At 70.7% G+C, this 25,066-nt stretch carries 24 protein-coding genes, 2 tRNA genes and 1 pseudogene; 15 read left to right on the forward strand and 12 right to left on the reverse strand.

Translation table 11 applies throughout. The features are described from left to right. Positions 1–25: 25 nt before the first annotated feature. On the reverse strand, positions 26–286 hold the full coding sequence (crgA, locus tag RNC47_RS07390; protein ID WP_132933489.1) for a cell division protein CrgA: 261 nt from the start codon (positions 284–286) through the stop codon (positions 26–28). Between the two features lie 131 nt (positions 287–417). Here crgA and RNC47_RS07395 point away from each other — a divergent pair, with 131 nt between their 5' ends. From RNC47_RS07395 to RNC47_RS07415, 5 genes are all read left to right on the forward strand, one after another. Further along, positions 418–1,152, forward strand: coding sequence for a DUF881 domain-containing protein (locus tag RNC47_RS07395; RefSeq protein WP_311596677.1), 735 nt, complete (start codon positions 418–420; stop codon positions 1,150–1,152). Positions 1,153–1,227: 75 nt separating this feature from the next. Next, on the forward strand, positions 1,228–1,386 hold the full coding sequence (locus RNC47_RS07400; protein ID WP_311596625.1) for a hypothetical protein: 159 nt from the start codon (positions 1,228–1,230) through the stop codon (positions 1,384–1,386). Then, positions 1,383–2,021 carry an aminodeoxychorismate/anthranilate synthase component II gene (locus RNC47_RS07405; RefSeq protein ID WP_311596627.1) on the forward strand — a complete coding sequence of 213 codons (639 nt, stop codon included), beginning with the start codon at positions 1,383–1,385 and terminating at the stop codon, positions 2,019–2,021. Before RNC47_RS07400 ends, RNC47_RS07405 begins: the two co-directional genes overlap by 4 nt. After that, on the forward strand, positions 2,009–3,022 hold the full coding sequence (locus tag RNC47_RS07410) for a class E sortase (protein ID WP_394814728.1): 1,014 nt from the start codon (positions 2,009–2,011) through the stop codon (positions 3,020–3,022). Before RNC47_RS07405 ends, RNC47_RS07410 begins: the two co-directional genes overlap by 13 nt. Before the next feature lie 721 nt (positions 3,023–3,743). After that, the gene (locus RNC47_RS07415) at positions 3,744–4,565 is read left to right on the forward strand and encodes a class E sortase (RefSeq protein WP_311596679.1); all 822 of its coding nucleotides are present in this window, start codon (positions 3,744–3,746) and stop codon (positions 4,563–4,565) included. Positions 4,566–4,596: 31 nt separating this feature from the next. On the opposite strand, the gene RNC47_RS07420 is transcribed toward RNC47_RS07415, so the two are convergent. Further along, positions 4,597–4,669: transfer RNA gene (locus tag RNC47_RS07420), tRNA-Ala, on the reverse strand. 157 nt (positions 4,670–4,826) lie between these two features. Here RNC47_RS07420 and RNC47_RS07425 point away from each other — a divergent pair. Continuing rightward, a complete protein-coding gene (locus tag RNC47_RS07425; protein WP_311596631.1) occupies positions 4,827–5,387 on the forward strand; it encodes a helix-turn-helix domain-containing protein in 561 nt (186 codons plus the stop codon). A 177-nt stretch (positions 5,388–5,564) separates the two neighbouring features. On the opposite strand, the gene RNC47_RS07430 is transcribed toward RNC47_RS07425, so the two are convergent. The 10 genes and pseudogenes from RNC47_RS07430 to dnaA all read right to left on the reverse strand — a co-directional run. Continuing rightward, positions 5,565–5,702 carry a DLW-39 family protein gene (locus RNC47_RS07430; RefSeq protein ID WP_243741121.1) on the reverse strand — a complete coding sequence of 46 codons (138 nt, stop codon included), beginning with the start codon at positions 5,700–5,702 and terminating at the stop codon, positions 5,565–5,567. A gap of 140 nt (positions 5,703–5,842) precedes the next feature. After that, positions 5,843–5,919, reverse strand: a tRNA-Ile gene (locus RNC47_RS07435). Positions 5,920–5,993: 74 nt separating this feature from the next. Beyond that, positions 5,994–6,566, reverse strand: coding sequence for a DUF3566 domain-containing protein (locus tag RNC47_RS07440; protein ID WP_311596636.1), 573 nt, complete (start codon positions 6,564–6,566; stop codon positions 5,994–5,996). A gap of 100 nt (positions 6,567–6,666) precedes the next feature. After that, positions 6,667–9,285, reverse strand: coding sequence for a DNA gyrase subunit A (gyrA, locus tag RNC47_RS07445; RefSeq protein ID WP_311596637.1), 2,619 nt, complete (start codon positions 9,283–9,285; stop codon positions 6,667–6,669). Positions 9,286–9,344: 59 nt separating this feature from the next. Continuing rightward, the gene (gene gyrB, locus RNC47_RS07450; protein ID WP_311596638.1) at positions 9,345–11,402 is read right to left on the reverse strand and encodes a DNA topoisomerase (ATP-hydrolyzing) subunit B; all 2,058 of its coding nucleotides are present in this window, start codon (positions 11,400–11,402) and stop codon (positions 9,345–9,347) included. A 269-nt stretch (positions 11,403–11,671) separates the two neighbouring features. After that, positions 11,672–12,202 carry a DUF721 domain-containing protein gene (locus RNC47_RS07455; protein WP_311596639.1) on the reverse strand — a complete coding sequence of 177 codons (531 nt, stop codon included), beginning with the start codon at positions 12,200–12,202 and terminating at the stop codon, positions 11,672–11,674. After that, positions 12,195–13,328 carry a DNA replication/repair protein RecF gene (gene recF / locus RNC47_RS07460; protein WP_311596640.1) on the reverse strand — a complete coding sequence of 378 codons (1,134 nt, stop codon included), beginning with the start codon at positions 13,326–13,328 and terminating at the stop codon, positions 12,195–12,197. Before recF ends, RNC47_RS07455 begins: the two co-directional genes overlap by 8 nt. 22 nt (positions 13,329–13,350) lie before the next feature. Beyond that, the gene (gene gnd, locus RNC47_RS07465) at positions 13,351–14,226 is read right to left on the reverse strand and encodes a phosphogluconate dehydrogenase (NAD(+)-dependent, decarboxylating) (RefSeq protein ID WP_311596641.1); all 876 of its coding nucleotides are present in this window, start codon (positions 14,224–14,226) and stop codon (positions 13,351–13,353) included. A gap of 434 nt (positions 14,227–14,660) precedes the next feature. Continuing rightward, the gene (dnaN, locus tag RNC47_RS07470) at positions 14,661–15,791 is read right to left on the reverse strand and encodes a DNA polymerase III subunit beta (RefSeq protein ID WP_311596642.1); all 1,131 of its coding nucleotides are present in this window, start codon (positions 15,789–15,791) and stop codon (positions 14,661–14,663) included. A gap of 795 nt (positions 15,792–16,586) precedes the next feature. Further along, positions 16,587–18,125 (reverse strand): annotated as a pseudogene (gene dnaA, locus RNC47_RS07475) (chromosomal replication initiator protein DnaA); the annotation flags it as partial. Between the two features lie 503 nt (positions 18,126–18,628). Here dnaA and rpmH point away from each other — a divergent pair. From rpmH to RNC47_RS07520, 9 genes are all read left to right on the forward strand, one after another. Continuing rightward, positions 18,629–18,766, forward strand: coding sequence for a 50S ribosomal protein L34 (gene rpmH, locus RNC47_RS07480; RefSeq protein WP_311596644.1), 138 nt, complete (start codon positions 18,629–18,631; stop codon positions 18,764–18,766). A 24-nt stretch (positions 18,767–18,790) separates the two neighbouring features. Next, the gene (rnpA, locus tag RNC47_RS07485) at positions 18,791–19,159 is read left to right on the forward strand and encodes a ribonuclease P protein component (RefSeq protein ID WP_311596645.1); all 369 of its coding nucleotides are present in this window, start codon (positions 18,791–18,793) and stop codon (positions 19,157–19,159) included. After that, a complete protein-coding gene (yidD, locus tag RNC47_RS07490) occupies positions 19,156–19,473 on the forward strand; it encodes a membrane protein insertion efficiency factor YidD (RefSeq protein ID WP_311596646.1) in 318 nt (105 codons plus the stop codon). Before rnpA ends, yidD begins: the two co-directional genes overlap by 4 nt. Positions 19,474–19,485: 12 nt before the next feature. After that, positions 19,486–20,541: a membrane protein insertase YidC gene (gene yidC, locus RNC47_RS07495; RefSeq protein WP_311596681.1), complete on the forward strand. Its 1,056-nt coding sequence runs from the start codon at positions 19,486–19,488 to the stop codon at positions 20,539–20,541. Between the two features lie 15 nt (positions 20,542–20,556). Continuing rightward, on the forward strand, positions 20,557–21,072 hold the full coding sequence (locus RNC47_RS07500) for a Jag family protein (protein WP_311596647.1): 516 nt from the start codon (positions 20,557–20,559) through the stop codon (positions 21,070–21,072). After that, positions 21,069–21,800 carry a 16S rRNA (guanine(527)-N(7))-methyltransferase RsmG gene (gene rsmG, locus RNC47_RS07505; RefSeq protein WP_311596648.1) on the forward strand — a complete coding sequence of 244 codons (732 nt, stop codon included), beginning with the start codon at positions 21,069–21,071 and terminating at the stop codon, positions 21,798–21,800. The genes RNC47_RS07500 and rsmG overlap by 4 nt, the downstream gene beginning before the upstream one ends. A gap of 304 nt (positions 21,801–22,104) precedes the next feature. After that, complete coding sequence (locus tag RNC47_RS07510) at positions 22,105–23,178, forward strand: ParA family protein (protein ID WP_311596650.1); 1,074 nt, start codon at positions 22,105–22,107, stop codon at positions 23,176–23,178. Then, complete coding sequence (locus tag RNC47_RS07515) at positions 23,175–24,314, forward strand: ParB/RepB/Spo0J family partition protein (RefSeq protein ID WP_311596651.1); 1,140 nt, start codon at positions 23,175–23,177, stop codon at positions 24,312–24,314. Before RNC47_RS07510 ends, RNC47_RS07515 begins: the two co-directional genes overlap by 4 nt. Before the next feature lie 67 nt (positions 24,315–24,381). Next, on the forward strand, positions 24,382–24,999 hold the full coding sequence (locus tag RNC47_RS07520) for a GNAT family N-acetyltransferase (protein ID WP_311596653.1): 618 nt from the start codon (positions 24,382–24,384) through the stop codon (positions 24,997–24,999). Positions 25,000–25,066: the final 67 nt, after the last annotated feature.

Below are 25,066 nucleotides of genomic sequence, written 5' to 3' on the forward strand. Positions count from 1 at the left end.
ATGTTCGGTGGATAACCCGCGACCACTATTTCCACTGCGTCGAGACCACGAACCCCAGCGCGATGAAGCCGAAGCCGACCACGATGTTCCAGTTGCCGAGGGCCTCGATCGGCAGATCGGCCCGCGTGATGTAGTAGAGCACGATCCAGGCAAGACCGATCGCGAACATCGCCAGCATCAGCGGCGCGACCCACCGGCGTCCGCCCATGTCGATCTTGGTCGCCTGCCGCTTCTCCGGCGGGGTGTACGTGTCGTCCTTCTTCTTCCGGATCCGGGACTTCGGCACGAGTGGCTCTCCTGTCGATCGCGCTCGACGCGCGGCGCGTAACGGTGGGATCGTCCGTTAGCGTAGTGCGTCCAGAGCCGATTAAGGAGACCAGGGGTACGGTGAACGGCTTTCGCCTTCGCCCGGCGCGGATGGGCACGGTCGCGGTCTTCGGTCTCGCCGGCCTCCTGTGCTGGCTCAGCTTCCAGGTCTCCCAGGGCAACAACATCCGCACCGACGACTCCCTGCTTCAGATGTCCGATCTCATCAGGGAACGCGCCCGCCAGAACGAGCGGCTCCAGGCGGCCACCGCCGACCTGCGCGCCCAGGTCGAGGCGCTCGCCGGCCACGACAGCTCCACCGACCCCGCCGACCGCCGCCGGCTCGCCGAGCTCACCGAGGAGACCGGCCTCACCGAGCTGACCGGCCAGGGCCTCACCGTCACCCTCACCGACGCGCCGCCGGACGCCACCCCCCTGGTCCCCGGCGTGCCAGACCCCTCGCCCAACGACCTGGTCATCCACCAGCAGGACCTCCAGGCCGTGGTGAACGCGCTGTGGGCCGGCGGCGCCGAGGGCATCCAGGTCATGGACCAGCGGCTGGTCTCCACCAGCGCCGTCCGCTGCGTCGGCAACACCCTGATCCTCCAGGGCCGCCTCTACTCCCCGCCCTACACCGTCACCGCAGTCGGCGACCCGGCGGCGCTGCACGCCGCCCTCGACACCGCCCCCGCCGTCGACAACTACCGGCAGTACGTGCGGGCGTACGGCCTCGGCTGGCACGTCGACGACCACGCGGCCGTCACCCTGCCCGGCTTCGACGGCGGCGTGACGCTGCGCTACGCCGAGCCGCTCCCCGCCGACGACGCCCCCGCGGCCGAAGACTGACGACCCCCTCCGACGCGTCTCCGAGCCGTCGTACCCTTGGGGCAGCAGGGCGGGCGACGAAGGAGAAGCGAAGCGATGTACGGGTGGATCTGGCGGCACCTGCCGGGCAACACCGCGGTGCGCGCGCTGATCTCGCTGGTGCTGGTGACAGGCGTGATCTACCTGCTGTTCGAGTACGTCTTCCCGTGGGCCGAGCCGATCATGCCGTTCAACAACGGGGGGGCCGTCGAATGAGCACCCGGGTGCTGGTCGTCGACAACTACGACAGCTTCGTCTACAACCTCGTGCAGTACCTGTACCAACTCGGCGCCGAGTGCGAGGTGGTGCGCAACGACGCGGTCACCACCGCGGACGTCGCGGCCGGCGACTTCGCCGGGGTGCTGCTCTCCCCGGGCCCCGGCACCCCCGAGGACGCCGGCGTCTGCGTGGAGATGGTCCGACACTGCGCGGCCACCGGGACCCCCGTCTTCGGTGTCTGCCTCGGCATGCAGGCCATGGCCGTCGCCTACGGCGGCGTCGTCGGCCGGGCCCCCGAGCTGCTGCACGGCAAGACGTCCCCGGTGCGCCACGCGGGCGCCGGCGTCTTCGCCGGCCTCCCCTCGCCGCTGACCGTCACCCGCTACCACTCGCTGGCCGTCGAGGAGCCCACCGTGCCCGCCGGCTTCGAGGTCACCGCGACCACCGAGAGCGGCGTCGTGATGGGCCTGCGCCACCGCGAAGTGCCGGTCGAGGGCGTCCAGTTCCACCCGGAGTCGGTCCTCACCGAGGGCGGCCACCGCATGCTCGCCAACTGGCTCACGGTCTGCGGCGACGCCGGCGCCGTCGAGCGGTCGCACGGTCTCGCGCCCGTCGTGGGATCCGTCGCGTGACCCACCCGGGCTGGGGCCCGGAGCATCCGGAGGACCCGGAGACGATGGGCCTGCGCCGGCCCCCTGACCTGACCGCGCCGGCCCCTGAGGGCCGCGCGGCCCGCCGCAGGGCGGCGGCGGCCGCCCAGGCGCCCCCGCCGGCGCCCGGCGGGCGCGCCGCCCGCCGCAAGGCCGCGCGGGCCGGCTCGACACGGCACAGGGCCAGCGGTGCCGCCGCCCCACCGCCCACCCCCGCGGAGGCCGAGGCCGAGGTGACGGGAGGCCGCGCGGCCCGCCGCAAGGCGGCCAAGGCCGCGGCCAAGGCGGCCAAGCAGACCGGCACCGCCATCAGCAACGTCATCGGCGAGCTCTTCATCACCACCGGTGCCCTGCTGCTGCTCTTCGTCGCCTACCAGCTGTGGTGGACCAACGTGGAGGCCCGCGCGCACGCCGACGGCCAGCGCGAGGAACTGCAACGCCAGTGGGAGGACGGCGAGAACGAGGAGGCCGACCCCCGCGAGCCCGGCGCCTTCTCCCCGGGCGACGGCTTCGCGATCCTCTACCTGCCCACGCTGGACGTGGTCGTGCCGATCGCCGAGGGCGTCGCCGAGGACACCGTCCTCAACAACGGCATGGTCGGCCACTACACGGCGGAGGACGGCCTCCCCACGGCGATGCCGTGGGACGAGGAGGGCAACGTGGGCCTCGCGGGACACCGCAACACCCACGGCGAGCCCTTCCGCTACATCAACCGTCTCGAGCCGGGCGACCCGATCGTCATCGAGACGCAGGACGCGTACTTCACCTACGAGATGGCCAGCCGCCTGGACTCCACGTCCCCCTCCAACACGGCCGTGCTCGACCCCGTCCCGGACCAGGGCGGCTTCACCGAACCGGGCCGCTACATCACGCTCACCACCTGCACCCCGGAGTTCACCTCCACCTACCGCATGATCGTCTGGGGAGAGATGACGGAAGAACGCCCCCGCTCGGACGGAAAACCCGATGCCCTCGTCAACTGACCCGAGCGTGACCGCCGACTCGGCGTCCGGAGACCACGACCACGAGCCGAACACCGCCCCGGCCGACGTCGGCCGACCGGCCCACGAAGACGACTCCCCACCGGCGAAGCGGGCCGCCGCCACGGCCCAAGACCACGGCGACGGCGCGACGGACTCCGCCGGCGAAGCCGGCTCCGAGTCGGCAGACGCCGGCCGCGCCGGCACGGCCGACGAGGCAGGCGGCCGACCGGCCCACGAAGACGAACCGGCACCGGCCAAGCGGGCCGCCGCCACGGCGGAAAACCACGGCGACGGTACGACGGACGCCGGCCGTGGCGGCACGACCGGCCCAGCCGGCGAAGCCGGCGACCGGATGGCCTCGGACGCCACGTCGAGCCCCGCGGACGCCGCCGCCGATGCCGGCTCCGCGCCGGCGGCCGGCGAGGCCGACGGCCGACCGGCCCACGAAGACGAACCGGCACCGGCAAAGCCGGCCGCCGACACGGCGGAAACCCGCAGCGAGAGCGCAGCGGACGCCAGCCGTGGCGGCCCGGCGGGCGGGCGCCCGCCCGCCGGGCCCGCGTCGAGCCTGGCGAACCCCGCCGCCGAAACGGGCTCCGCGCCGGCGGAGCCCCGCACCGCCGCCAGCAAGGCCGCCACCGGCGACGCCACGACGAGCCTGGCGGCCGCCGAAGGCGAAGCCGGCTCCGCGCCGGCGGCCGGCGACGGCACGGCGGCCGTCGTGCCGAGCCGGCGTGACGCCGGCGAGGCCGAGGCGGAGCCGGCCGGCAAGGCCGCCGGCACGGCGGAGGCCCACACCACGGCCGGCGCGGCTGCCCGCCCCGCCGGAGGCGCTGCGCGGCGGCTCGCCGTCGTCGTCGGGGTGGTCGGGGAGTTGCTCATCACCGCCGGTCTCGTGCTGGCGCTGTTCGTCGTGTACTCGCTCTGGTGGACCAACGTCGTCGCCAACCAGGAGGCCAACCGCGACAGCGACGCCGTCCGGGACCAGTGGGCGGCCGCCGAGGAGGGGAGCGAGGAGGGCCAGGGCGACGACCGGCCGCCCGTGTTCGACCCGGAGGACGGCATCGGCTTCCTGCACGTCCCCGCCATGACCGACGACGTGATCCTCGTCAAGGAGGGCGTCGGCCTGGACGTCCTCAACGGCGGCGTCGCCGGCTACTACGACAACCCCGTCGAGTCGGCCATGCCGTGGGACGAGGAGGGCAACTTCTCCCTCGCCGCCCACCGGGACGGCCACGGCGCCAAGTTCCACGGGATCCACCGGATCGAGGAGGGCGACCCGATCGTCTTCGAGAGCAGCAACACCTGGTACATCTACCGGGCGTTCGCCATCCTCCCCGAGACCTCGAAGTACAACACCGCGGTGCTGGAGGCCGTGCCCGAGGAGTCCGGGGCCACCGAGGCGGGCCGCTACATCACGCTCACCACCTGCACCCCGGTCTTCACCTCGCGGCACCGGTACGTCGTCTGGGGCGAGCTGGAGCGCACCGAGCGCGTCGACGCCGACCGCACCCCGCCGGAAGAGCTGCGGGCCGCCGACTGAATGTCGACGGCCCGCGCACGGCCAACTCCCGTGGAGCCTAGGAGAGTCGAACTCCTGACATCCGCCATGCAAAGACGGCGCTCTACCAACTGAGCTAAGGCCCCTTGGCCGGTCCCGACAACAGGGCAGGCGGCCGGAAGCTAGATTACCCAATCTTCCCGCCGGATACCGACCGGGTATCGCCCCGGATGTGCATCCCTCCGTAGGATGACGCGCAACTTCGCTCAGGTGAAGCGATCAGGGGAGAACAGGGGAGACACGATGGACGCGACTCAACAAGAGTCCACGGAAAGGGCCAGAGAACAGCAGACGACATGGTACGGGGAGCCACTGGGGGCGCTCTTCCGCCGGCTGATCACCGATCTCGGACTCAACCAGGCCCGGCTCGCCGTGGTCCTCGGGCTCTCGGCGCCCATGCTGTCCCAGCTGATGAGCGGGCAGCGCGCCAAGATCGGCAACCCGGCCGTCGTCCAACGGGTGCGCTCCCTGCAGGATCTGGCGGCCGAGGTGCGCGCCGGGCGGGTCAGCGCGGCCGAGGCCACCTCCGCGATGGAGGAGATCCGCAGAACCGCGGGGGGCAACGTGCTGAGCCCCAGTTCCGCCGCGACCCGCTCCGGTTCCATCGGTGTCCCGGCCAACCCCACCAAGCGCGTGGTCCGCGAGATCCAGGCCCTGCTGCGCTCCGTCTCGGACGCGACGGAGATCCAGAGCGCCTCCCGGCTGCTCGCCGACACCCACCCGGAACTGGCCGAATTCCTGCGGGTCTACGGCGTCGCCCGCACCCGCGAGGCCGTCGAGCACTACGAGAGCCACCAGGGCTGAGCGCCTGGCTCAGCGGGGCATGCGGCAGCTGGGGCGCTCCGCACCGCCCTGATCACGCTCGATCACGGTGAGTGTTCACGATCGCGACGAACGCCTCCGGGCCCCGTGCCGCGTGGTGCGGCCTGGGACCCGGAGGCGTTCGTCGTGTGACGCGCGAAAGCGACGTGTAAGAGGGGGTCAGGCACCCGTGGAGCCGGTCGGCACGGAGTCGGTGGCCTCCGTCCACAGGTCCTGCTCGGCCTTGTCCGCCTGGATCTGACGGTAGACAAGAAGGCCGCCGATGGCGGCCAGGGCGACCAGGAGGAGCTTCTTCACCGCGCTACCTCGTCCTTCTTCAAACGTGATCGGACCATCTGGCGCCCGATGATACCCAATCGTGTCCTCGCACCGAGGCCGGATGGTTCAGCCGTGGATGTGAAACGGCCCCGGTCACGCCTGACCGGGGCCGTTTTGGCTGGTGGGGCTAACAGGACTTGAACCTGTGGCCTCATCCTTATCAGGGATGCGCTCTAACCATCTGAGCTATAGCCCCCTGCGCGGAACTCCCCCGCGCAGAAGAGAGGCTAGCGCATGTGAGGCCCGTGCCCAAAATCGATTGGCCCGACGCTATTCGTCCTCCGCCAGCGTGACTTCCACACCGCCCACGAAACCCGCGGACAGGTTGTAGAGGAAGGCGCCGAGCGTGGCCAGCGCGGTGGCCAGCACCACGTCGATCAGGGCGATGATCCCGGTGAACAGCATCACCCTGGACAGCGAGAGGTACGCCACCAGGTCGAAGCCGCTCTCGCCCTCGGCCGCCGTGGCCTCGGTGATCGTCTCGCCGATGGTGGAGAAGACGCCCATCGAGTCCATCACCATCCACAGCATGGAGACGGCGATCACCGTGCAGATGCCCAGGGCGATGGAGAGCAGGAAGCTGACCTTCATCACCGACCAGGGATCGGCCTTGGCGACCCGCAGCCGGGCCTTGCGGATCCGCGGCACCGTGCGGGCCCCGGTACGCGGCACGCGGACGCCCTGCGTGCCCTGAGCGCCCTGTGCCGGCGGCTGCTGGCCCGCCGTGGGAGCGGCCCCGGGCGGCGCTGGGTACGCCTGCGGGGGGCGGTACTGCTGGGAGTCCTGCGCGGCGGGGTAGCCCTGGCCCTGCGCGTAGGAGTCCGCGGGTCGTGCGCTTGTCATGTGAGCCCCCCACGGGTCACCTGCTGGGATTCACCCCGGGGACGGGCGTCCCCGGTTCTGGCGTCGGCCGAGCCGCCGTCGGGGGAACCCGCGGACCGACTCACGCCTGCTCCTCATTGTCCGCGGCGGCCGCCTGCTCCGCGACTCCGCTTCCGTCACCTTCTGCCTCGACCTCGCCGTCCGCGTCGACCTCCTCGGCCTCGCGCCCGGCCTCCGCGTTGCGGGCGATGCCGACGACGGCGTCCCGCTTGCCGAGGTTGATCAGCTGGACGCCCATGGTGTCACGACCGGTCTCCCGCACCTCGTTCACCCGGGTACGGATCACGCCACCGCCGAGGGTGATGGCCAGGATCTCGTCCGTGGCCTCCACCACCAGGGCGCCGACCAGCGAGCCACGGTCCTCCACGATCTTGGCGGCCTTGATGCCGAGGCCGCCGCGGCCCTGCACCCGGTACTCGTCGACCGGGGTGCGCTTGGCGTAGCCGCCGTCGGTGGCGGTGAAGACGAAGGTGCCGGCCCGCACCACGTTCATCGACAGCAGCTCGTCGCCCTCGCGGAAGCTCATGCCCTTCACGCCCGAGGTGGCCCGGCCCATCGGGCGCAGCGACTCGTCGGTGGCGGTGAAGCGGATGGACTGCGCCTTCTTGCTGATCAGCAGCAGGTCGTCGTCGGCCGAGACCAGCTCGGCGCCGATCAGCTCGTCGTCGCGGCCGTCCTCCATCTCCCGCAGGTTGATCGCGATGACGCCGCCGGAGCGCGGCGAGTCGTAGTCCTTGAGCGGGGTCTTCTTCACCAGCCCGGACTTGGTGGCCAGCACCAGGTAGGGCGCGGCCTCGTAGTCCCGGATGGCCAGGATCTCCGCGATCCGCTCGTCCGGCTGGAAGGCCAGCAGGTTGGCCACGTGCTGCCCGCGCGCCTCCCGGCCCGCGTCCGGCAGCTCGTACGCCTTGGCCCGGTAGACCCGGCCCTTGTTGGTGAAGAACAGCAGCCAGTGGTGGGTGGTGGAGACGAAGAAGTGGTCGACGATGTCGTCCTCCCGCAGCTTCGTCCCGCGCACGCCCTTGCCACCGCGCTTCTGCGCCCGGTAGTCGTCGGTCTTGGTGCGCTTGACGTAGCCGCCGCGGGTGATCGTGACGACGATGTCCTCCTCGGCGATCAGGTCCTCGATGGACATGTCGCCCTCGAAGGGGATCAGCGCGGTGCGCCGGTCGTCGCCGAACTTGTCGACGATCGCCGCCAGCTCCTCGGAGATGATGGCGCGCTGCCGCTCGGGGGAGGCCAGGATCGCGTTGTACTCGGTGATCTTCGCCTGCAGCTCGTCGTGCTCGGCGATGATCTTCTGCCGCTCCAGGGCCGCGAGCCGCCGCAGCTGCATCTCCAGGATCGCGTTCGCCTGGATCTCGTCGATGGACAGCAGCCCCATCAGGCCCGTGCGCGCCACCTCGACCGTGTCGCTGCGCCGGATCAGCGCGATGACCTCGTCGATCGCGTCCAGCGCGGCGAGCAGGCCGCGCAGGATGTGGGCGCGCTCCTCGGCCTTGCGCAGCCGGTAGCGGGTGCGGCGCACGATGACGTCGACCTGGTGCGACACCCAGTTGCGGATGAACGCGTCGAGCGAGAGGGTGCGCGGCACGCCGTCGACCAGGGCCAGCATGTTGGCGCCGAAGTTGGTCTGCAGGTCGGTGTGCTTGTAGAGGTTGTTGAGGACGACCTTGGCGACCGCGTCCCGCTTGAGGACGATCACCAGACGCTGGCCGGTCCGCGAGGACGTCTCGTCGCGGACGTCGGCGACGCCGCTGATCCGGCCGTCCTTCACGAGCTCGGCGATCTTCTGCGCGAGGTTGTCCGGGTTGACCTGGTACGGCAGCTCGGTGACCACCAGGCACTGCCGGCCCTGGATCTCCTCGACCTCGACGACCGCCCGCATGGTGATCGAGCCGCGGCCCGTGCGGTACGCCTCCTCGATGCCGCGACGGCCCACGATGAGCGCGCCGGTCGGGAAGTCGGGGCCCTTGATCCGCTCGATCAGCGCGTCGAGCAGCTCCTCGGGGGCGGCGTCCGGGTGCTCCAGGTACCACTGGGCGCCGGCCGCCACCTCGCGCAGGTTGTGCGGCGGGATGTTGGTGGCCATGCCGACCGCGATGCCGGCCGAGCCGTTGATCAGCAGGTTGGGGAACCGGGACGGCAGGACCGTCGGCTCCTGGTTACGGCCGTCGTAGTTGTCCTGGAAGTCGACGGTCTCCTCGTCGATGTCCCGGAGCATCTCCATGGCCAGCGGCGCCATCCGGCACTCGGTGTACCGCATGGCGGCCGCCGGGTCGTTGCCGGGGGAGCCAAAGTTGCCGTTGGAGTCCACCAGCGGCATGCGCATCGCCCACGGCTGCGCGAGACGCACCAGCGCGTCGTAGATCGAGGTGTCGCCGTGCGGGTGGTAGGTACCCATGACGTCGCCGACGACGCGGGCGCACTTGTAGTAGCCGCGCTCGGGCCGGTAACCGCCGTCGTACATCGCGTAGAGCACGCGGCGGTGCACCGGCTTGAGGCCGTCCCGCACGTCGGGCAGCGCGCGGGAGACGATCACGCTCATCGCGTAGTCGAGGTACGAGCGCTGCATCTCGGTCTCGAGCGTGACCGGCTGGATGCGCAGGGCGCCGCTGGAGTTGGTCTCGGGGGCGCCGGCGGGCGGGGTGGGCGGAGTGGGAGCCGTGTCGTCGGACATCGGTGTGGTCCGGTTCCTTTCGGGCTGCTGCGGTGGGGGAGGTGCTGGACCGGGGACCGTCAGATGTCCAGGAACCTGACGTCCTTGGCGTTGCGCTGGATGAACGAGCGCCTGGCCTCCACGTCCTCGCCCATCAGGATCGAGAACAGGTCGTCGGCGGCGGCCGCGTCGTCCAGCGTCACCTGGCGCAGCACGCGGTGCGCCTGGTCCATGGTGGTCACCCGCAGCTCCTCGGCGTTCATCTCGCCCAGACCCTTGAAGCGCTGGATGGAGTCCTCGCGGATGCGCTTGCCGCGCTCCCGGCCGAGCTGGATCAGGCTGTCGCGCTCGCGGTCGGAGTAGGCGTACTCGAACTCGTCCCGGCCCCACTTGATCTTGTAGAGCGGGGGCTGGGAGAGGAAGACGTGACCGGCCTCGACGAGCGGGCGCATGAAGCGGAACAGCAGCGTCAGCAGCAGGGTGTTGATGTGCTGGCCGTCGACGTCGGCGTCGGCCATGAGGATGATCTTGTGGTAGCGGAGCTTCGAGATGTCGAAGTCCTCGTGGATGCCGGTGCCGAAGGCCGAGATCAACGCCTGGACCTCGGTGTTCTGCAGGACCCGGTCGATCCTGGCCTTCTCCACGTTGAGGATCTTGCCGCGGATCGGCAGGATCGCCTGGTACTGCGGGTCGCGGCCGGCCTTGGCGCTGCCGCCGGCCGAGTCGCCCTCGACGATGAAGATCTCGCACTTGGCCGCGTCGTTGGACTGGCAGTCGCTGAGCTTGCCGGGCAGCGAGGCCGTCTCCAGCAGGCCCTTGCGGCGGGTGAGGTCGCGGGCCTTGCGGGCGGCGAGGCGGGCGGTGGCCGCCTGGATCGCCTTGCGGATGATGTCCGCCGCCTCGTTCGGGTTGCGGTCGAGCCAGTCGGCGAAGTGCTCGTAGACGACCCGCTGGACGAAGGTCTTCGCCTCCGTGTTGCCCAGCTTCGTCTTGGTCTGGCCCTCGAACTGCGGCTCGCTGAGCTTGACCGAGATGATCGCGGTCAGGCCCTCGCGGATGTCCTCGCCCGCGAGGTTCTCGTCCTTCTCGCGGAGCAGCTTCTTCTCCCGGGCGTACTTGTTGACCAGCGCGGTCAGCGCCGCCCTGAACCCCTCCTCGTGGGTGCCGCCCTCGTGGGTGTGGATGATGTTGGCGAAGCTGTAGACGCCCTCGCTGTACTGGGCGTTCCACTGCATCGCGAGCTCCACCGACATCTTGCGCTCGGTGTCCTCGGCGCTGATCTCGATCACCGACGGGTGCACCGGCTCGCCCTTGCGGGAGTTGAGGTGGCGCACGAAGTCGGAGATGCCGCCCTCGTAGTGGTAGGTGACCGAGCGCGGCTTGCCCTCCTCCTCCACGGCCGTGGAGTCGGCGCCGGCGGTCTGCTTGGCGGCCGCCCGCTCGTCGGTCAGCACGATGGTCAGGCCCTTGTTGAGGAAGGCCATCTCCTGGAAGCGCCGGGACAGCGTCTCGAACGAGTACTCCGTGGTCTCGAAGATGCCGCCGTCCGCCCAGAACGTGACGGTGGTGCCGGTCTCCTCGGTGGGCTCGTTGCGCTTGAGCGGCGCGGTCGGCACGCCCATCGCGTACTCCTGCGTCCACCGGTAGCCGTCCGTGCGCACCTCGACCGCCAGGCGCGTGGAGAGCGCGTTGACCACCGAGACGCCCACCCCGTGCAGACCACCGGAGACCGCGTAGCCGCCGCCGCCGAACTTGCCGCCCGCGTGCAGCACGGTCAGCACGACCTCGACGGCCGGCTTGCCCTCGGAGGGGACCACGCCCACCGGGATGCCACGGCCGTTGTCCACCACGCGCACGCCGCCGTCGGCCAGCAGCGTCACGTCGATGGTGTCGGCGTGGCCGGCCAGGGCCTCGTCCACCGAGTTGTCCACGACCTCGTAGACCAGGTGGTGAAGGCCGCGCTCACCCGTGGACCCGATGTACATGCCGGGCCGCATGCGTACCGCGTCAAGACCCTCCAGCACCGTGATCGCGCTGGCGTCGTAGGACGGAGCCTCCTCCGCGGGCGCGGCAGAAGCAGGAGTGTTCTTGTTGGCATCGCCGGAATCGGCCACGAAGCGCCCTTTCTGGCACAGCACGAGCCAACTCCGACATAGGGAGCGGCTGTGTCGTTCGACATGGTCCGCAACGGGGCGGATGCCTTCCAGTCTACCGGCACGGCCGACCCTCATGGCGGTTTGCCGGCCTCTGAGTCCGCATGTGCCGCCCTGAACTGGCATCCGGTGACCCCGGATATACGGACCGGGCCCCTGATCCGCTCACGAGGCCCCTCAGCGGCTCCGACTGTCAACCTCCGCGAACGTGACCGGCATCACTTTCGCACCGCCAGGCGACGCCCTCGCCAGGGCTATCCATACGTGTCACCAGGCCCCCTGCTCCCCGGGGCGCGCAGCCGCCCCTGGCCACGCGAAGGCCCCGAAGGGCCAAGCACCTTGATCAACGTGACCGACCCCTGCCCCAGGTCCGCGTTGAGCCGGCGCAGCAACTCCGGCGCGAGCAACCGCAGCTGCGTCGCCCACGCCGTCGCGTCACAGCGCACCGTCAACACCCGGGCCTCCTCGTCGTAGCCCTCGGGCACGCAGTGCTTCGCCACCTCGGGCCCCACCAACTCCGGCCAGCGGCCCACCACACCGCCCACCGCGAGCGGCATCTCCCAGCCCCGCTCCTCCGTCAGCCGACGCAACGCCGCACCCAGCGGCAACGGATCACGCCCCCCGGCCCGCGCCCCCGACCGCAGCCCGCCGCCGCGCCGTGCCTGCCGCCGCTGCTGCGTCGCCGCGCCCCGCGCCTTCGCCTGCTCCCGCGCGGCCCGCAACGCCACCCGCGCCAGATCCACACCCGACAGCGGCCGCTCCTCCGCGCCCGACCCCTCACCCATGCTCGACCCGCCCCTCGGAGACCGCGAACCGCGCCCCGGCGAGCACCGCCGGCACGTCCTGCTCCACCGCCGCCGTCACCAACACCTGCTCACCAGGCGCCACGAGCTCGGCCAACCGCTCCCTGCGCCGCGCGTCCAACTCGGCGAAGACGTCGTCCAACACCAGCACCGGCTCGGGCCCCTCCTCCTTCAACAGGCCGAACGAGGCGAGCCGCAGCGCGAGCGCCAACGACCAGGACTCGCCATGGCTCGCGTACCCCTTCGCCGGGAACTCCCCGAGCCGCAGCAGCAGATCGTCCCGGTGCGGGCCGACCAGCGTCATCCCGCGCTCGATCTCCTGCGCCCTGACGCCCGCGATCGCGCCGAGCAGCAGCTCGTACAACTCCTCGCGGGACGCCGCCGCGAGCTCGGCCGGCTCACCCGCGGGCCCCCGGTACTCGAGGCCGACCGGGCCGCCGCCCGGGGCCAGCTCCTCGTACGCCTTGTCCGCCAACGGCCGCAGCGCGGACACCAGCGCCAGCCGCTGACCGAGGAGCTCGGCGCCGGCCCGCGCCAGATGCTGGTCCCACACGTCGAGCGTGGACAGGTCGGCGCCCCGGCCGCCGTGCCGCCTGGCCATCGCGGCCGACTTCAACAGCGAGTTCCGCTGCTTGAGCACCCGCTCGTAGTCGGCACGCACCCCCGCAAGACGTGGGGCGCGCGCGGTGACCAGCTCGTCGAGGAACCGGCGCCGCTCGCCCGGGTCCCCCTTCACCAGGTACAGGTCCTCGGGCGCGAACAGCACGGTGCGGACCACGCCGAGCACGTCGCGCGGGCGCACCTGGGTCGAGCGGTTGAGCCGGGCCCGGTTGGCCCGGCCCGGGTTCAACTCCAGCTCGACCAGCTGCCGCCGCTCCCCCTCGACGACCGCCGCCCTGATCACCGCCCGGTCGGCGCCGGCCCGCACCAGGGGCGCGTCCGACGAGACCCGGTGGCTGCCGAGCGTCGCCAGGTAGCCGACGGCCTCGACCAGGTTGGTCTTCCCCTGACCGTTGGGCCCGACGAAGGTGGACACACCACGGTCGAGCTCGACCTCGGCCCGGGCGTAGGAGCGGAAGTCGGCGAGTGACAGATGCGTGACGTGCACGGCGCCGGGCCCCCGATCGCCGTTACTTGCTCTCGACCGCGTGCCCGCCGAACTGGTTGCGCAGCGCCGCGATCATCTTCATCTGCGGGGAGTCGTCCTGCCGGGAGGCGAAGCGCGCGAAGAGCGAGGCCGTGATCGCGGGCAGCGGCACCGCGTTGTCGATCGCCGCCTCCACCGTCCACCGGCCCTCGCCCGAGTCGGCCGCGTAGCCCTTGAGCTGGGCCAGGTGCTCGTCGTCGTCCAGCGCGCGAACGGCCAGGTCCAGCAGCCAGGACCGGATGACCGTGCCCTCCTGCCAGGACCTGAACACCTCGCGCACGTCGGTGACCTCGTCGACGGCCTCGAGCAGCTCCCAGCCCTCGGCGAAGGCCTGCATCATGGCGTACTCGATGCCGTTGTGCACCATCTTGGCGAAGTGGCCGGCACCGACCTTGCCCGCGTGCACGGAGCCGAACTCGCCGGCCGGCTTGAGGGCGTCGAAGATCGGCTGGACCTTCGCGACATGCTCGGCGTCACCGCCGTACATCAGGGCGTAGCCGTTCTCCAGGCCCCAGACGCCGCCGGAGACCCCGCAGTCCACGAAGCCGATGCCCTTGGCGGCCAGCTGCTCGGCGTGCTTGGCGTCGTCCGTCCACCGGGAGTTCCCACCGTCCACGACGACGTCCCCCGGGGCCAGCAGCTCGGCCAGCTCGTCCACCGTGGACTGGGTCGCCGCGCCGGCCGGCACCATCAGCCACACCACCCGGGGCGCGGCGAGCGCGTCCACCAGATCCTTGAGGCTGTGCACGTCGGCGACGTCCGCCTCGTGCGAGAAACCCACCACGGTGTGACCGGCTCGGCGGATGCGCTCACGCATGTTCCCGCCCATCTTGCCGAGACCGACGAGACCGAGCTCCATCAGGACTCCTTCAGAACGTTGTGCTATCCCCCCGAGCCTACGCTTCACCCGCGAAGCGGGCGGAAGCGCGGCCGCCTGGCGCCTACCGGCCGTCCTCAAGGTGTGCCCATGCGGCGCCGCCTCTCCGCTTCGCGGCGCGGCCACGTGTTGGCGCGCTCGGCACGGCCGGAGGGTTCCACTGAGCGCGATGCCCCGCGCCGCAGGCGCGGCAGATGCTGCCTGCTCGCCGCGCACCGACGTAAGCCGCTAACCGGCCCCGCCTGAAGGCGGCCGAAGGCCGGCTCGCCGCCGCAGGCGCTCCGCGCCGACGGCGTCAGGCCGACCGGAGCCCCTGTCGGCCCCGAAGGCCCCACGCAGTGGGCCCGCAGTGGACCCGCCCGCGGGAGGGCCGTGGGCCAGGCGGGCCGCCAGGCCCGCCACGGCCGCCGTCGAGCTCAGCCGCTCAGGCGAACCGGCATGATCAGGTACTTGTACGCGTCGTCCGCCTCCGCGTCCGCCGCCGGGCGGCCGCTCAGCAGGGCCGGCTTCGTCGAGGTGGTGAACGAGAGCTGCGCCACGGGGGAGTCGATCGCGCTCAGACCCTCGAGCAGGAAGCCCGGGTTGAAGGCGATCGAGATGTCGTCGCCCTCCAGCTTGGCGTCCACCCTTTCCACAGCCTGTGCGTCGTCGCTCGAACCCGCCTCCAGCGTCAGCACGCCCTGCTCGAAGCTGAGCCGCACCGGGGTGTTCCGCTCGGCGACCAGCGCCACACGCTTGACCGCCTCGACGAAGGGCGCCGTCTCGATCACGGCCACCGAGTTGAACTCGGTCGGGAAGAGCGTCCGGTACTTCGGCAGGTCGCCCTCGAGCAGCCGCGTCGTGGTGCGCCGGCCCGCGCCCTCGAAGCCGATCAGGCCCTCGCCGGAACCGGAGCCCGCGAGCGCCAGCGAGACGGTCTCGCCACCGCTGAGCGACTTCGCCGTGTCGAGCAGCGTCTTCGCCGGCACCAGGGCCACCGCCGATACGTCGGCGACCTCGGGCTTCCACAGGAACTCCCGCACCGCGAACCGGTACCGGTCGGTGGAGGCCAGGGTGACCGTGTCGCCCTCGATCTCGATCCGCACGCCGGTGAGCACCGGCAGCGTGTCGTCCCGGCCGGCGGCGATGGCCACCTGGGAGACGGCGGAGGCGAACACCTCGGCCGGGACCGTGCCGGTGGCCACCGGCATCTGGGGCAGCGCCGGGTACTCCTCGACGGGCAGCGTGTGGAGGGTGAAGCGGGAGGAGCCGCAGACCACGCTCACCCGGACGCCGTCCGAGGAGATCTCCACCGGACGGTTCGGCAGGGCGCGGCAGATGTCGGCGAGCAGCCGGCCGGAGACCAGGACGGTGCCCTCGTCCTCCACGTCGACGTCGACCGAGACCCGGGCCGAGACCTCGTAGTCGAAACCGGAGAGGCTCAGCGCGCCCTCCTCGGCCTTCAGCAGCAGGCCCGCGAGCACCGGGACCGGCGGCCGGGCCGGCAGGCTACGGGCGGCCCAGGCCACCGCCTCGGCGAGCACGTCGCGTTCCACCCGGATCTTCACTTCAGCCGCCTCCCGCTGTCTTCAGGCCGTGCGCCCTGTCGGCTCCCTGTCGGGGCACCAGTCTGGCGCACGCCTCTGACAGTAGGTGCATCCGCGAGTCAAATCGACTCGGGCTGGGTAGACCGGCCCCGGGCCCACTTGTCCACAGCGCCCACTTCGAACCGAGTCTCCCCCTCTAACTGTGTAGTCGTAGTAGTAGGCCCTGTGGATACCGTGGATAACTCCGTTTTCCCAGCTCAGGCGCCGGTTTTTATCCACATCGCCTGTGGGTGGAGCGGTGGACGAAGAGGGGGTTCCTGTGGACGAAGCGCGGTCTTCCACACCCCGTCCACAGTGGGAGCCGAGTTTTCCACGGCTCTGTCCCCAGATTCCGCCGAGTTCTCAACAGGCCCCGGTCCACTCCACTGTGAGCTGATTCACTCTTGACGGTGAGACCGCGCGTTGCGTTGCCGAACAGTGGACAAAGCTGTGGATTGCCTGTGCACAACCACCCCTTCGCTGTGGATCACCGGGCCGGGGCGGTGGACAACGCGATCGGCGCGATCGGCGCCCGGCGTCTCGTCCACAGTCTGTGGACGAGGGTTTCCCACATTTCCACACCCCGCTGACCTGCGAACTCGTCTCCTCCCCAGCCGGCCTGTGGACGGCGGTCTGGACAACTCGCCGCACACACAGGGTGTGGACGACCGTAGCGCGCCAAAACTGTGGACAACTGCCCTTCCCCGGGCGGAAATCGAACGGCGCCCCCGAGGTGTCCTCGGGGGCGCCGTGACGTGGCGGGCGTGCGGTGCCGGCTCAGCCGCCGTTCTTGATGCGGTTGGTGAGCTCGGTGACCTGGTTGAAGATGGGCCGGCGCTCGGCCATCAGCGACCTGATCTTCCGGTCGGCGTGCATGACCGTCGTGTGGTCGCGCCCGCCGAAGTACTGCCCGATCTTGGGCAGCGACAGGTCGGTGAGCTCCCGGCACAGGTACATGGCGATCTGCCGGGCGGTGACCAGGATCCGGCTGCGTGAGGAGCCGATCAGGTCCTCGACCGTGAGCCCGAAGTACTCCGCCACCGCCGAGACGATGGCGTCGATGGTGATCTCCGGCGTCGCGTGCTCGCCGCCCGGGATCAGGTCCTTGAGGACGATCTCGGTGAGGCCCAGGTCCACCGGCTGCCGGTTGAGGCTGGCGAAGGCCGTGACCCGGATCAGCGCGCCCTCCAGCTCGCGGATGTTGCGCGAGATCCGGGACGCGATGAACTCCAGCACCTCGGGCGGGGCGTTGAGCTGCTCCTGCACGGCCTTCTTGCGGAGGATCGCGATGCGCGTCTCGAGCTCGGGTGGCTGGACGTCGGTGATCAGGCCCCATTCGAAGCGGTTGCGGAGCCGGTCCTCCAGGGTGATCAGCTGCTTGGGCGGCCGGTCCGAGGAGAGCACGATCTGCTTGTTGGCGTTGTGCAGGGTGTTGAAGGTGTGGAAGAACTCCTCCTGCGTGGACTCCTTGCTGGCGAGGAACTGGATGTCGTCGACCAGCAGGATGTCCATGTCCCGGTAGCGCTTGCGGAACGCGTCCGCCTTGCCGTCCCGGATGGAGTTGATGAACTCGTTGGTGAACTCCTCCGAGCTCACGTACCGCACCCGGGTGCCGGGGTAGAGGCTGCGCGCGTAGTGGCCGATGGCGTGCAGCAGGTGCGTCTTGCCGAGGCCCGACTCGCCGTAGATGAAGAGCGGGTTGTACGCCTTGGCCGGCGCCTCGGCGACGGCCACCGCGGCCGCGTGCGCGAACCGGTTGGAGGCGCCGATGACGAAGGTGTCGAAGAGGTACTTGGGGTTGAGCCGTGCGGTCGGCTCGGCGGCACCGCCGCTCGACGCCGCGGGCGCCGGCGGCCGGCCCACGGGGACGGGCGGGTGCTCGGGCTCCGGTGCCTCGAACGTCTCCTGCCGGGCATAGGGGTATCCGGAGTGCCCCGCGTGCCCGGGGTGCGGCTGCTGCCAGCCCGCCGACTGATCGGCGGGGCGCGGGGCACGCGGGTGGTCGGGGTAGGCGGGCCTGGCGGCGGGCCGCTCGTGGCCGGGGTACCCGTCGCCACCCGGGTAGGGATCGTGGGCCCGCGGCGGCGGGAACTGCTCGACGGGCTCGGCGCGCGGCTGCGGCACGGGGGAGGGCGGCGGCGCGGTGACGGTGATGGCCAGCCGGACCGGCTGCCCGCACTCGCGGCTGAGCACGTCCCCGATCAGTGGGGCCAGCCGACCCTCGAGCACGCTCTTCGCGTACTCGTTGGGCACGCCGAGCAGGGCCGTGCCCGAGACCAGGGCGAGCGGCTGGCAGTCCTGCAGCCAGCGGTGGTCCTTGGGCTCGAGACGCTGGTCGTCCGAGAGCATCGCGGTGAGCGCGCGAGGCCAGACCGCGGCAAGATCAGCGGGAAGGTCAGCCACGAGGCACGCTCTCTCACTCGCAGGGGTGGCGCTGGCGTTGATCGGCGCCCGTGGGTGTGCTGTGACTCCGGGGGGCGATTGGGCGGGTGCGTTCGGGAAAGAATCCCGAGTTAAGCCACGGTAGTCAGCGCGGCGCGCGCACATCAAGTCGTTGTCCACAGGGTGTGTACGAGGATGCGCCGTCCGGGTTTGACCTGTGGGACGCCTCGCGCGTACCGTTGCCAGGTCGAGTCGTCGACGGCTGCTGCCGCCTGCCTCCGATGGCCGCTCCTCTGAGGTGAGCCTCACCGATGCGCTGCGATGGCGGCTGACTCGGGCGATGCGAGCTCCTCGCGGGCGCACGGTGACAGCTGTCGGCGGACCACCTCCCGTTTCGGCCGCCGTGCCGAACACCGAAGATCTTCTGGAGCCCCCGAGTGAGCAAGCGCACTTTCCAGCCGAACAACCGGCGCCGGGCCAAGACCCACGGCTTCCGGCTGCGGATGCGGACGCGTGCCGGCCGCGCCATCATCGCCAGTCGCCGCAACAAGGGCCGCGCTCGTCTGTCGGCCTGAGCTGACCGACCACAGGTCCATGCGGTGCTGCCCTCCGAGAACCGGCTGAGGCGGCGCGAGGACTTCGCGACCGCGGTGCGCCGGGGGCGCCGGGCCGGGCGCCCGCACCTCGTCGTCCATCTGAGCGGCGGTAAGGACCCGCACCCGGCGGCAGAGACCCCTCTGCCGCCGCGTGCGGGTTTCGTCGTGAGCAAGGCCGTGGGGAACGCCGTGGCTCGGAACCGTGTGAAGCGCCGGCTGCGGCACCTGGTCCGGGATCGGCTGTCCGTGTTGCCCCCCGGTAGCCTGGTTGTCGTGCGGGCCCTGCCTGGTGCGGACGGTGCGACCTACGATCAGCTGGCCCGGGACCTCGATGCCGCACTGGAGCGGCTGCTGGGAGGGGTACGGACGTGAAGTACCCGCTGCTGCTGCTGATCAAGCTGTACCAGTGGACCATCAGCCCGCTGCTCGGCCCCGTATGCCGTTACTATCCGTCATGCTCCCACTACGGGTATGGCGCCATCGACCGGCACGGCGCGATCAAGGGGACGGCACTGACCGTCTGGCGCATCCTGCGCTGCAACCCCTGGTCGCCCGGTGGAGTCGATCACGTTCCTCCTCGGAAGCGTCCGGTGTGGCACCGGCGGCTGCGTGACCGGCTGCGGCACGACAGGACGCTTTCCCACGCCTCGCCCGGGGGTGCCCCCCATCATGCCCAAGGAGCCTGACCCGTGGACACGATCAATACGATCCTCAGTCCCCTCTATATCGCGGTGTCCTGGATCATCGTCCAGTTCCACCGGCTGTACAGCCTGGTGTTCGACGAGGACAGCGGTTGGGCCTGGGGTCTGTCGATCGTCTCTCTGGTGATCGTGATCCGGATCGCCCTGATCCCGCTGTTCGTCAAGCAGATCAAGTCGACCCGGAACATGCAGGCGCTCCAGCCACAGATGAAGAAGATCCAGGAGCGCTACAAGAACGACCGGCAGCGTCAGTCCGAAGAGATGATGAAGCTGTACCGGGAGACGGGCACCAACCCCCTGGCCAGCTGCCTGCCGATCCTCGCGCAGTCGCCGTTCTTCATCGCGCTCTTCCAGACGCTGAGCCACATCGCCAACAACCAGACCGTTGGTGTGCTCAACGCGGAGCAGGTGGACAGCGCCCGGTCCGCCACGATCTTCGGCGCTCCCATCGCGACCCGCTTCATGGACAGCGCCAGCAAGGTCGCCGAGCTCGGCGCCTCGCTGGGCACGGTGCGCACCGTCACGATCATCATGATCATCCTGATGTCGGCGTCGCAGTTCTTCACCCAGCGCCAGCTGATGACGAAGAACGTCAACCTCGACGTCAAGACGCCGTTCATGAACCAGCAGAAGATGCTGATGTACATCTTCCCGCTGATGTTCGCCGTCTTCGGCATCAACTTCCCGGTCGGCGTCCTGATCTACTGGCTCACCACCAACGTCTGGTCCATGGGCCAGCAGATGTACGTGATCGCGCGGAACCCCACCCCCGGCAGCCTCGCCTACAAGGAGCGCCAGGAGCGCCTGCGTAAGAAGGGCAAGCTGGTGGAGGAGCAGCCGGTGGAGACCGACGCGAAGAAGGCCGTCGAGGCCGCCCGTGCCGCCAGGACCCAGCCCAAGCGGCAGAGCAAGTCGCGGCGCCAGTCGGGTGGTGGCCAGCAGCCGCAGCGTCCCGCGCAGGGCAGTAAGCCACAGGGGCAGCAGCCGAAGCAGCAGCCCAAGAAGTCCCAGTCGGGCAAGCCGAACAAGCCGTCCGCGAACAGCAAGAAGTAAGAAGGAGTCCCACCCGTGACGGACACCACCTCCACCGCGTCGGCAGCTCCCCAGGACGCCGATGTCCTCACCCGCCTTGAGCAGGAGGGCGAGATCGCGGCGGACTACCTCGAGGGGTTGCTCGACATCGCGGACCTCGACGGGGACATCGACATGGACGTCGAGGGGGACCGGGCGGCCGTGTCCGTCATCGCCGACGGGCCCTCCCGCGATCTGCAGAAGCTGGTCGGCCGGGACGGCGAGGTGCTGGAGGCACTGCAGGAGCTCACCCGGCTCGCCGTGCTCAGGGAGACCGGCGAGCGCAGCCGGCTGATGCTGGACATCGCCGGGCACCGGGCCCGTAAGCGCGAGAAGCTGACCGCGCTGGCCCAGGAGACGGTGCAGCAGGTGCGGGACAGCGGCGAGGCGGTCAAGCTCAAGCCGATGACGCCCTTCGAGCGCAAGGTGGTGCACGACGCGGTGGCCGCGGCCGGGCTGCGCAGCGAGTCGGAGGGCGAGGAGCCGCAGCGCCGCGTGGTCGTCCTGCCGTGAACCAGGACCTGCCAGCAGGGCCGCCTCCTCCCCCGGAGGCGGCCGGCGCCGTCTTCGGGGACCGGTTGGCGGACGCCGTGCGCTACGCCGAGCTGCTCGCCGAGACGGGGGTCCGGCGGGGGCTGATCGGCCCTCGTGAGGTTCCGAGGATCTGGGAGCGCCATCTCCTCAACTGCGCGGTGCTCTCCGAGGTCGTTCCCACGGGGGTGACCGTCTGCGACGTGGGGTCCGGTGCCGGGCTCCCGGGCATTCCGCTGGCACTGGTCCGGGCGGATCTCCGCATCACCCTGCTTGAGCCTCTGCTGCGACGCACCACCTTCCTCCAGGAGGTGGTGGAGCTGCTGGGCCTTGAGGAGCAGGTGACCGTTGTGCGTGGCCGGGCCGAGGAGGTGCTGAACACCTTCCCCCCGGTGCATGTGGTGACGGCACGGGCGGTGGCCCCGCTCGACCGGCTGGCCGGCTGGGGGGTCCCGCTGCTGCGTCCCTATGGCGAGATGCTCGCGCTCAAGGGCGACACCGCCGAGCAGGAGCTCAAGGGGGCCCGCGCCGCCCTGGGCAAGCTCGGCGTTGTCCGGAGCGAGGTCCTGCAGGTCGGCGCCGATGTGGTGGACCCCCCGGCCACGGTGGTGCGGGTGGAGGTCGGTGAGAGCCCGGGTGGCGTGCGGTTCGCGGCCAAGCGGGCGAAGGCCGCCCGGCGGGCCGGCCGAGCCGGCCGGGGACCGCGCTGACCCTCCGCGCCGGCCTTCCGTGCCGGCCCTCCGTGCCGAGGCAGGCAGCTCTCGCCGCACGGCCAAAGAGCGGAAAATATCCCTGAGGCGGAGTGTCCTACGGCCGCCCCTGGCGGCCGTAGGCATCGTGTTTCACGTGAAACGCCGCTCGCTGCTGCAAGGAATCATCAATCGTGGACGTGCGGCCGCCGAGCCGCGTGACCGCCGACCCCCCCGCCCTTCACCCGCCCGGGGGGCGACGGTATCCACAGAGGGCCAGCTATCCACACGTAATCCCGCCTCGGTGGTTGATACCCCTCGGGACATGGCAGGCTTTGATCTCACGAAGGCTGCGCGTGTCGAGGAGAGTGAACCATTGCGGTCCGACGCCAATATCGCTGGACCGACGGCCGATCCCGTGCCCGGCCCTCGGTCCGAATCGGCGGACGCCCCCGGGGGAGCGGTCGACATCGCCCCCAGTGCGCCGCCTCCCGCAGGAGCCCTGCCTGGCAGGGCGGCCCAGCAGGCGGTCGAGGCCATGTATCGAGCCGGTGGCAGTCTGCCCCGGCCGGAGCAGACGCGGGTCATGGTCGTCGCCAACCAGAAGGGGGGTGTCGGCAAGACCACCACGACGGTGAACCTCGCGGCGTCGCTGGCCCTGCACGGCGCCCGTGTCCTGGTGATCGACCTCGATCCCCAGGGCAATGCCTCCACCGCGCTCGGCATCGACCACCACGCCGAGGTGCCCTCGATCTATGACGTGCTGATCGAGAGCAGGCCGCTCTCCGAGGTGGTTCAGCCGGTGCGCGATGTGGAGGGCCTGTTCTGCGCCCCCGCCACCATCGACCTGGCCGGCGCGGAGATCGAGCTCGTGTCGGTGGTGGCTCGGGAGAGCCGGCTGCAGCGGGCGATCAGCTCCTACGAGCAGCCCCTGGACTATGTCTTCATCGACTGCCCGCCGTCGCTGGGCCTGCTGACGGTCAACGCCCTGGTCGCCGGCGCCGAGGTGGTCATCCCCATCCAGTGCGAGTACTACGCGCTGGAGGGACTGGGGCAGCTCCTGCGCAATGTTGAGCTGGTGCGGGGCCATCTCAACCCGGAGCTGCACGTCTCGACGATTCTTCTCACGATGTACGACGGACGGACCCGGCTCGCCTCGCAGGTCGCCGAGGAGGTCCGGAGCCACTTTGGCACCGAGGTGCTGCGGACCAACATCCCGCGCTCGGTGCGGATCTCGGAGGCGCCGAGCTATGGGCAGACGGTTCTGACCTATGACCCGGGATCCAGCGGATCGCTCTCTTACCTGGAGGCGGCCCGGGAAATCGCCCTGCGGGGCGTGACGTCTCAGCATGTACTGCCGCAGCAGGAGCAGCGCGGCCCGGTGGAGGGGACACAGTGAGCGAACGACGCAGGGGACTAGGCCGTGGGCTCGGCGCCCTGATTCCGGCGGCCCCCAGGGGCGCCGACGACATCGAGGCGGAGCCTGGCGCCTCGACATCGCCGGGCGCGGTGCCGTCGCTGAATCCGGACCGCGGGCTGGCCGTTCCGACGGCTGGTGCGTTCTCGGCGGGCGAGGGGCAGAACGGCGTTTCACGTGAAACGGCGGACTCCGCGTCGGTGGCCGAGGCGGTGGCGGCCGGGGTCGCGGCGGCACCCCAGGAGGTCGCGGGGGCGCACTTCGCCGAGCTGCCGCTGGAGTTCATCACCCCCAACCCGCGGCAGCCCCGTGAGGTCTTCGACGAGGACGCGCTGACCGAGCTGGTGACCTCCATCAAGGAAGTGGGTCTGCTCCAGCCCGTCGTGGTCCGGCAGTTGGGGCCGGAGCGCTATGAGCTCATCATGGGTGAGCGACGCTGGCGGGCCTGCCGTGAGGCCGGCCTGGAGGCGATTCCGGCGATTGTCCGGGCCACCGATGACGACAAGATGCTCCTCGACGCCCTGCTGGAGAACCTGCACCGGGCCCAGCTCAATCCGTTGGAAGAGGCTGCTGCCTACGACCAGTTGCTGCGGGACTTCAAGTGCACCCACGATGAGTTGGCCGACCGGATTGGTCGGTCGCGACCGCAGGTCTCCAACACCCTTCGGCTGCTGAGGCTCTCCCCGCGGGTGCAGCAGCGGGTGGCCGCCGGGGTTCTCTCGGCCGGGCATGCTCGGGCGCTGCTGTCGGTGGAGGATGCCGAGGAGCAGGAGCGGTTGGCCCAGCGGATCGTGGCGGAGGGGCTTTCGGTGCGGGCGATCGAGGAGATCGTGATGCTCCAGGGTTCCGCCCTCAAGAAGAACGGTGCCCGTTCCCGGGGGCCGCGCGCCGGCCGGCGGATCTCCCCCGCCCTCGACTCCCTGGCGAATCGGCTCTCGGACCGCTTCGAGACCCGGGTGAAGGTCGACCTGGGGCAGAAGAAGGGGAAGATCGTCGTCGAGTTCGCCTCGATGGAGGATCTGGAGCGCATCCTGACCCAGCTGGCTCCCGGCGAGGGCCCCGTGCTCGACAAGATCCGGGCTGACGCGCCGGAGCAGGAGACGGAGACGGCTGGCTGACCCGGAGTCGGGTCGCACCAGTCGCACCTTCGATCACCTCTGACGCCCCATGGATACGATGGTCTCCATGGGGCGTCAGCTTGTGCCGCTCACACTGGACAACCTTGCGGATCTGCCGTCCAGTTGCCAGGCATGTGTCTTCTGGGAATTGGACCCGGTCAGCGGCCGCGACGCGGAGCGCACCGGCCGCTCGGAGTCGGAGAAGAAGTCCTGGGTCTCGACCGTGTTGGAGGAGTGGGGCTCCTGCGGCCGCCTCGCCTATGTGGACGGGCGACCGGTGGGCTTCGTGCTCTACGCTCCGCCGGCCTATGTGCCCAGGGGGAGCGCCTTCCCCACGAGCCCGGTGTCCGCCGATGCCGTCCAACTGATCACGGCGCGGATCGAGTCCGGCTCTCAGCACCAGGGACTGGGACGGGTCCTGATTCAGTCGATGGCCAAGGACCTGTTGGGTCGAGGGATTCGGGCGATCGAGGCCTTCGGGGACGCGCGGTGGGAGCAGCCGCGCTGCGTGCTGCCGGCGGAGTATCTGTGGGCGGTGGGTTTCGAGACGGCGCGGCCCCATCCCGCCTTTCCTCGGTTGCGACTTGAGCTTCGGCGCGCGGTCTCCTGGCGTGCCGACATGGAGTTGGCGTTGGACCGGCTGTTGGCCGGCGCCAAGGCACGGCCGGCGTTCCACCCGTCCTAGCGGGTCTGGGATCCCGCGGACATGGCGGAGGGCCCGCCCGGTTGCCGGGTAAAGCGACCGGCCCACC

Origin of the sequence: Streptomyces millisiae (genome assembly GCF_031845425.1) — a bacterium.
In the GTDB taxonomy this organism is placed as follows: Bacteria; Actinomycetota; Actinomycetes; order Streptomycetales; family Streptomycetaceae; genus Streptomyces; species Streptomyces millisiae.

What these genes read in the sequence shown, in the direction of transcription:
- RNC47_RS07520 (WP_311596653.1), top strand. Translation starts at nt 24,382, where the DNA reads ATGGGGCGTCAGCTTGTGCCGCTCACACTGGACAACCTTGCGGATCTG.
- RNC47_RS07510 (WP_311596650.1), top strand. Translation starts at nt 22,105, where the DNA reads ATGGCAGGCTTTGATCTCACGAAGGCTGCGCGTGTCGAGGAGAGTGAA.
- gnd (WP_311596641.1), bottom strand. Translation starts at nt 14,226, where the DNA reads ATGGAGCTCGGTCTCGTCGGTCTCGGCAAGATGGGCGGGAACATGCGT.
- RNC47_RS07455 (WP_311596639.1), bottom strand. Translation starts at nt 12,202, where the DNA reads ATGGGTGAGGGGTCGGGCGCGGAGGAGCGGCCGCTGTCGGGTGTGGAT.
- RNC47_RS07405 (WP_311596627.1), top strand. Translation starts at nt 1,383, where the DNA reads ATGAGCACCCGGGTGCTGGTCGTCGACAACTACGACAGCTTCGTCTAC.
- gyrA (WP_311596637.1), bottom strand. Translation starts at nt 9,285, where the DNA reads ATGTCCGACGACACGGCTCCCACTCCGCCCACCCCGCCCGCCGGCGCC.
- RNC47_RS07425 (WP_311596631.1), top strand. Translation starts at nt 4,827, where the DNA reads ATGGACGCGACTCAACAAGAGTCCACGGAAAGGGCCAGAGAACAGCAG.
- RNC47_RS07395 (WP_311596677.1), top strand. Translation starts at nt 418, where the DNA reads ATGGGCACGGTCGCGGTCTTCGGTCTCGCCGGCCTCCTGTGCTGGCTC.
- RNC47_RS07440 (WP_311596636.1), bottom strand. Translation starts at nt 6,566, where the DNA reads ATGACAAGCGCACGACCCGCGGACTCCTACGCGCAGGGCCAGGGCTAC.
- RNC47_RS07400 (WP_311596625.1), top strand. Translation starts at nt 1,228, where the DNA reads ATGTACGGGTGGATCTGGCGGCACCTGCCGGGCAACACCGCGGTGCGC.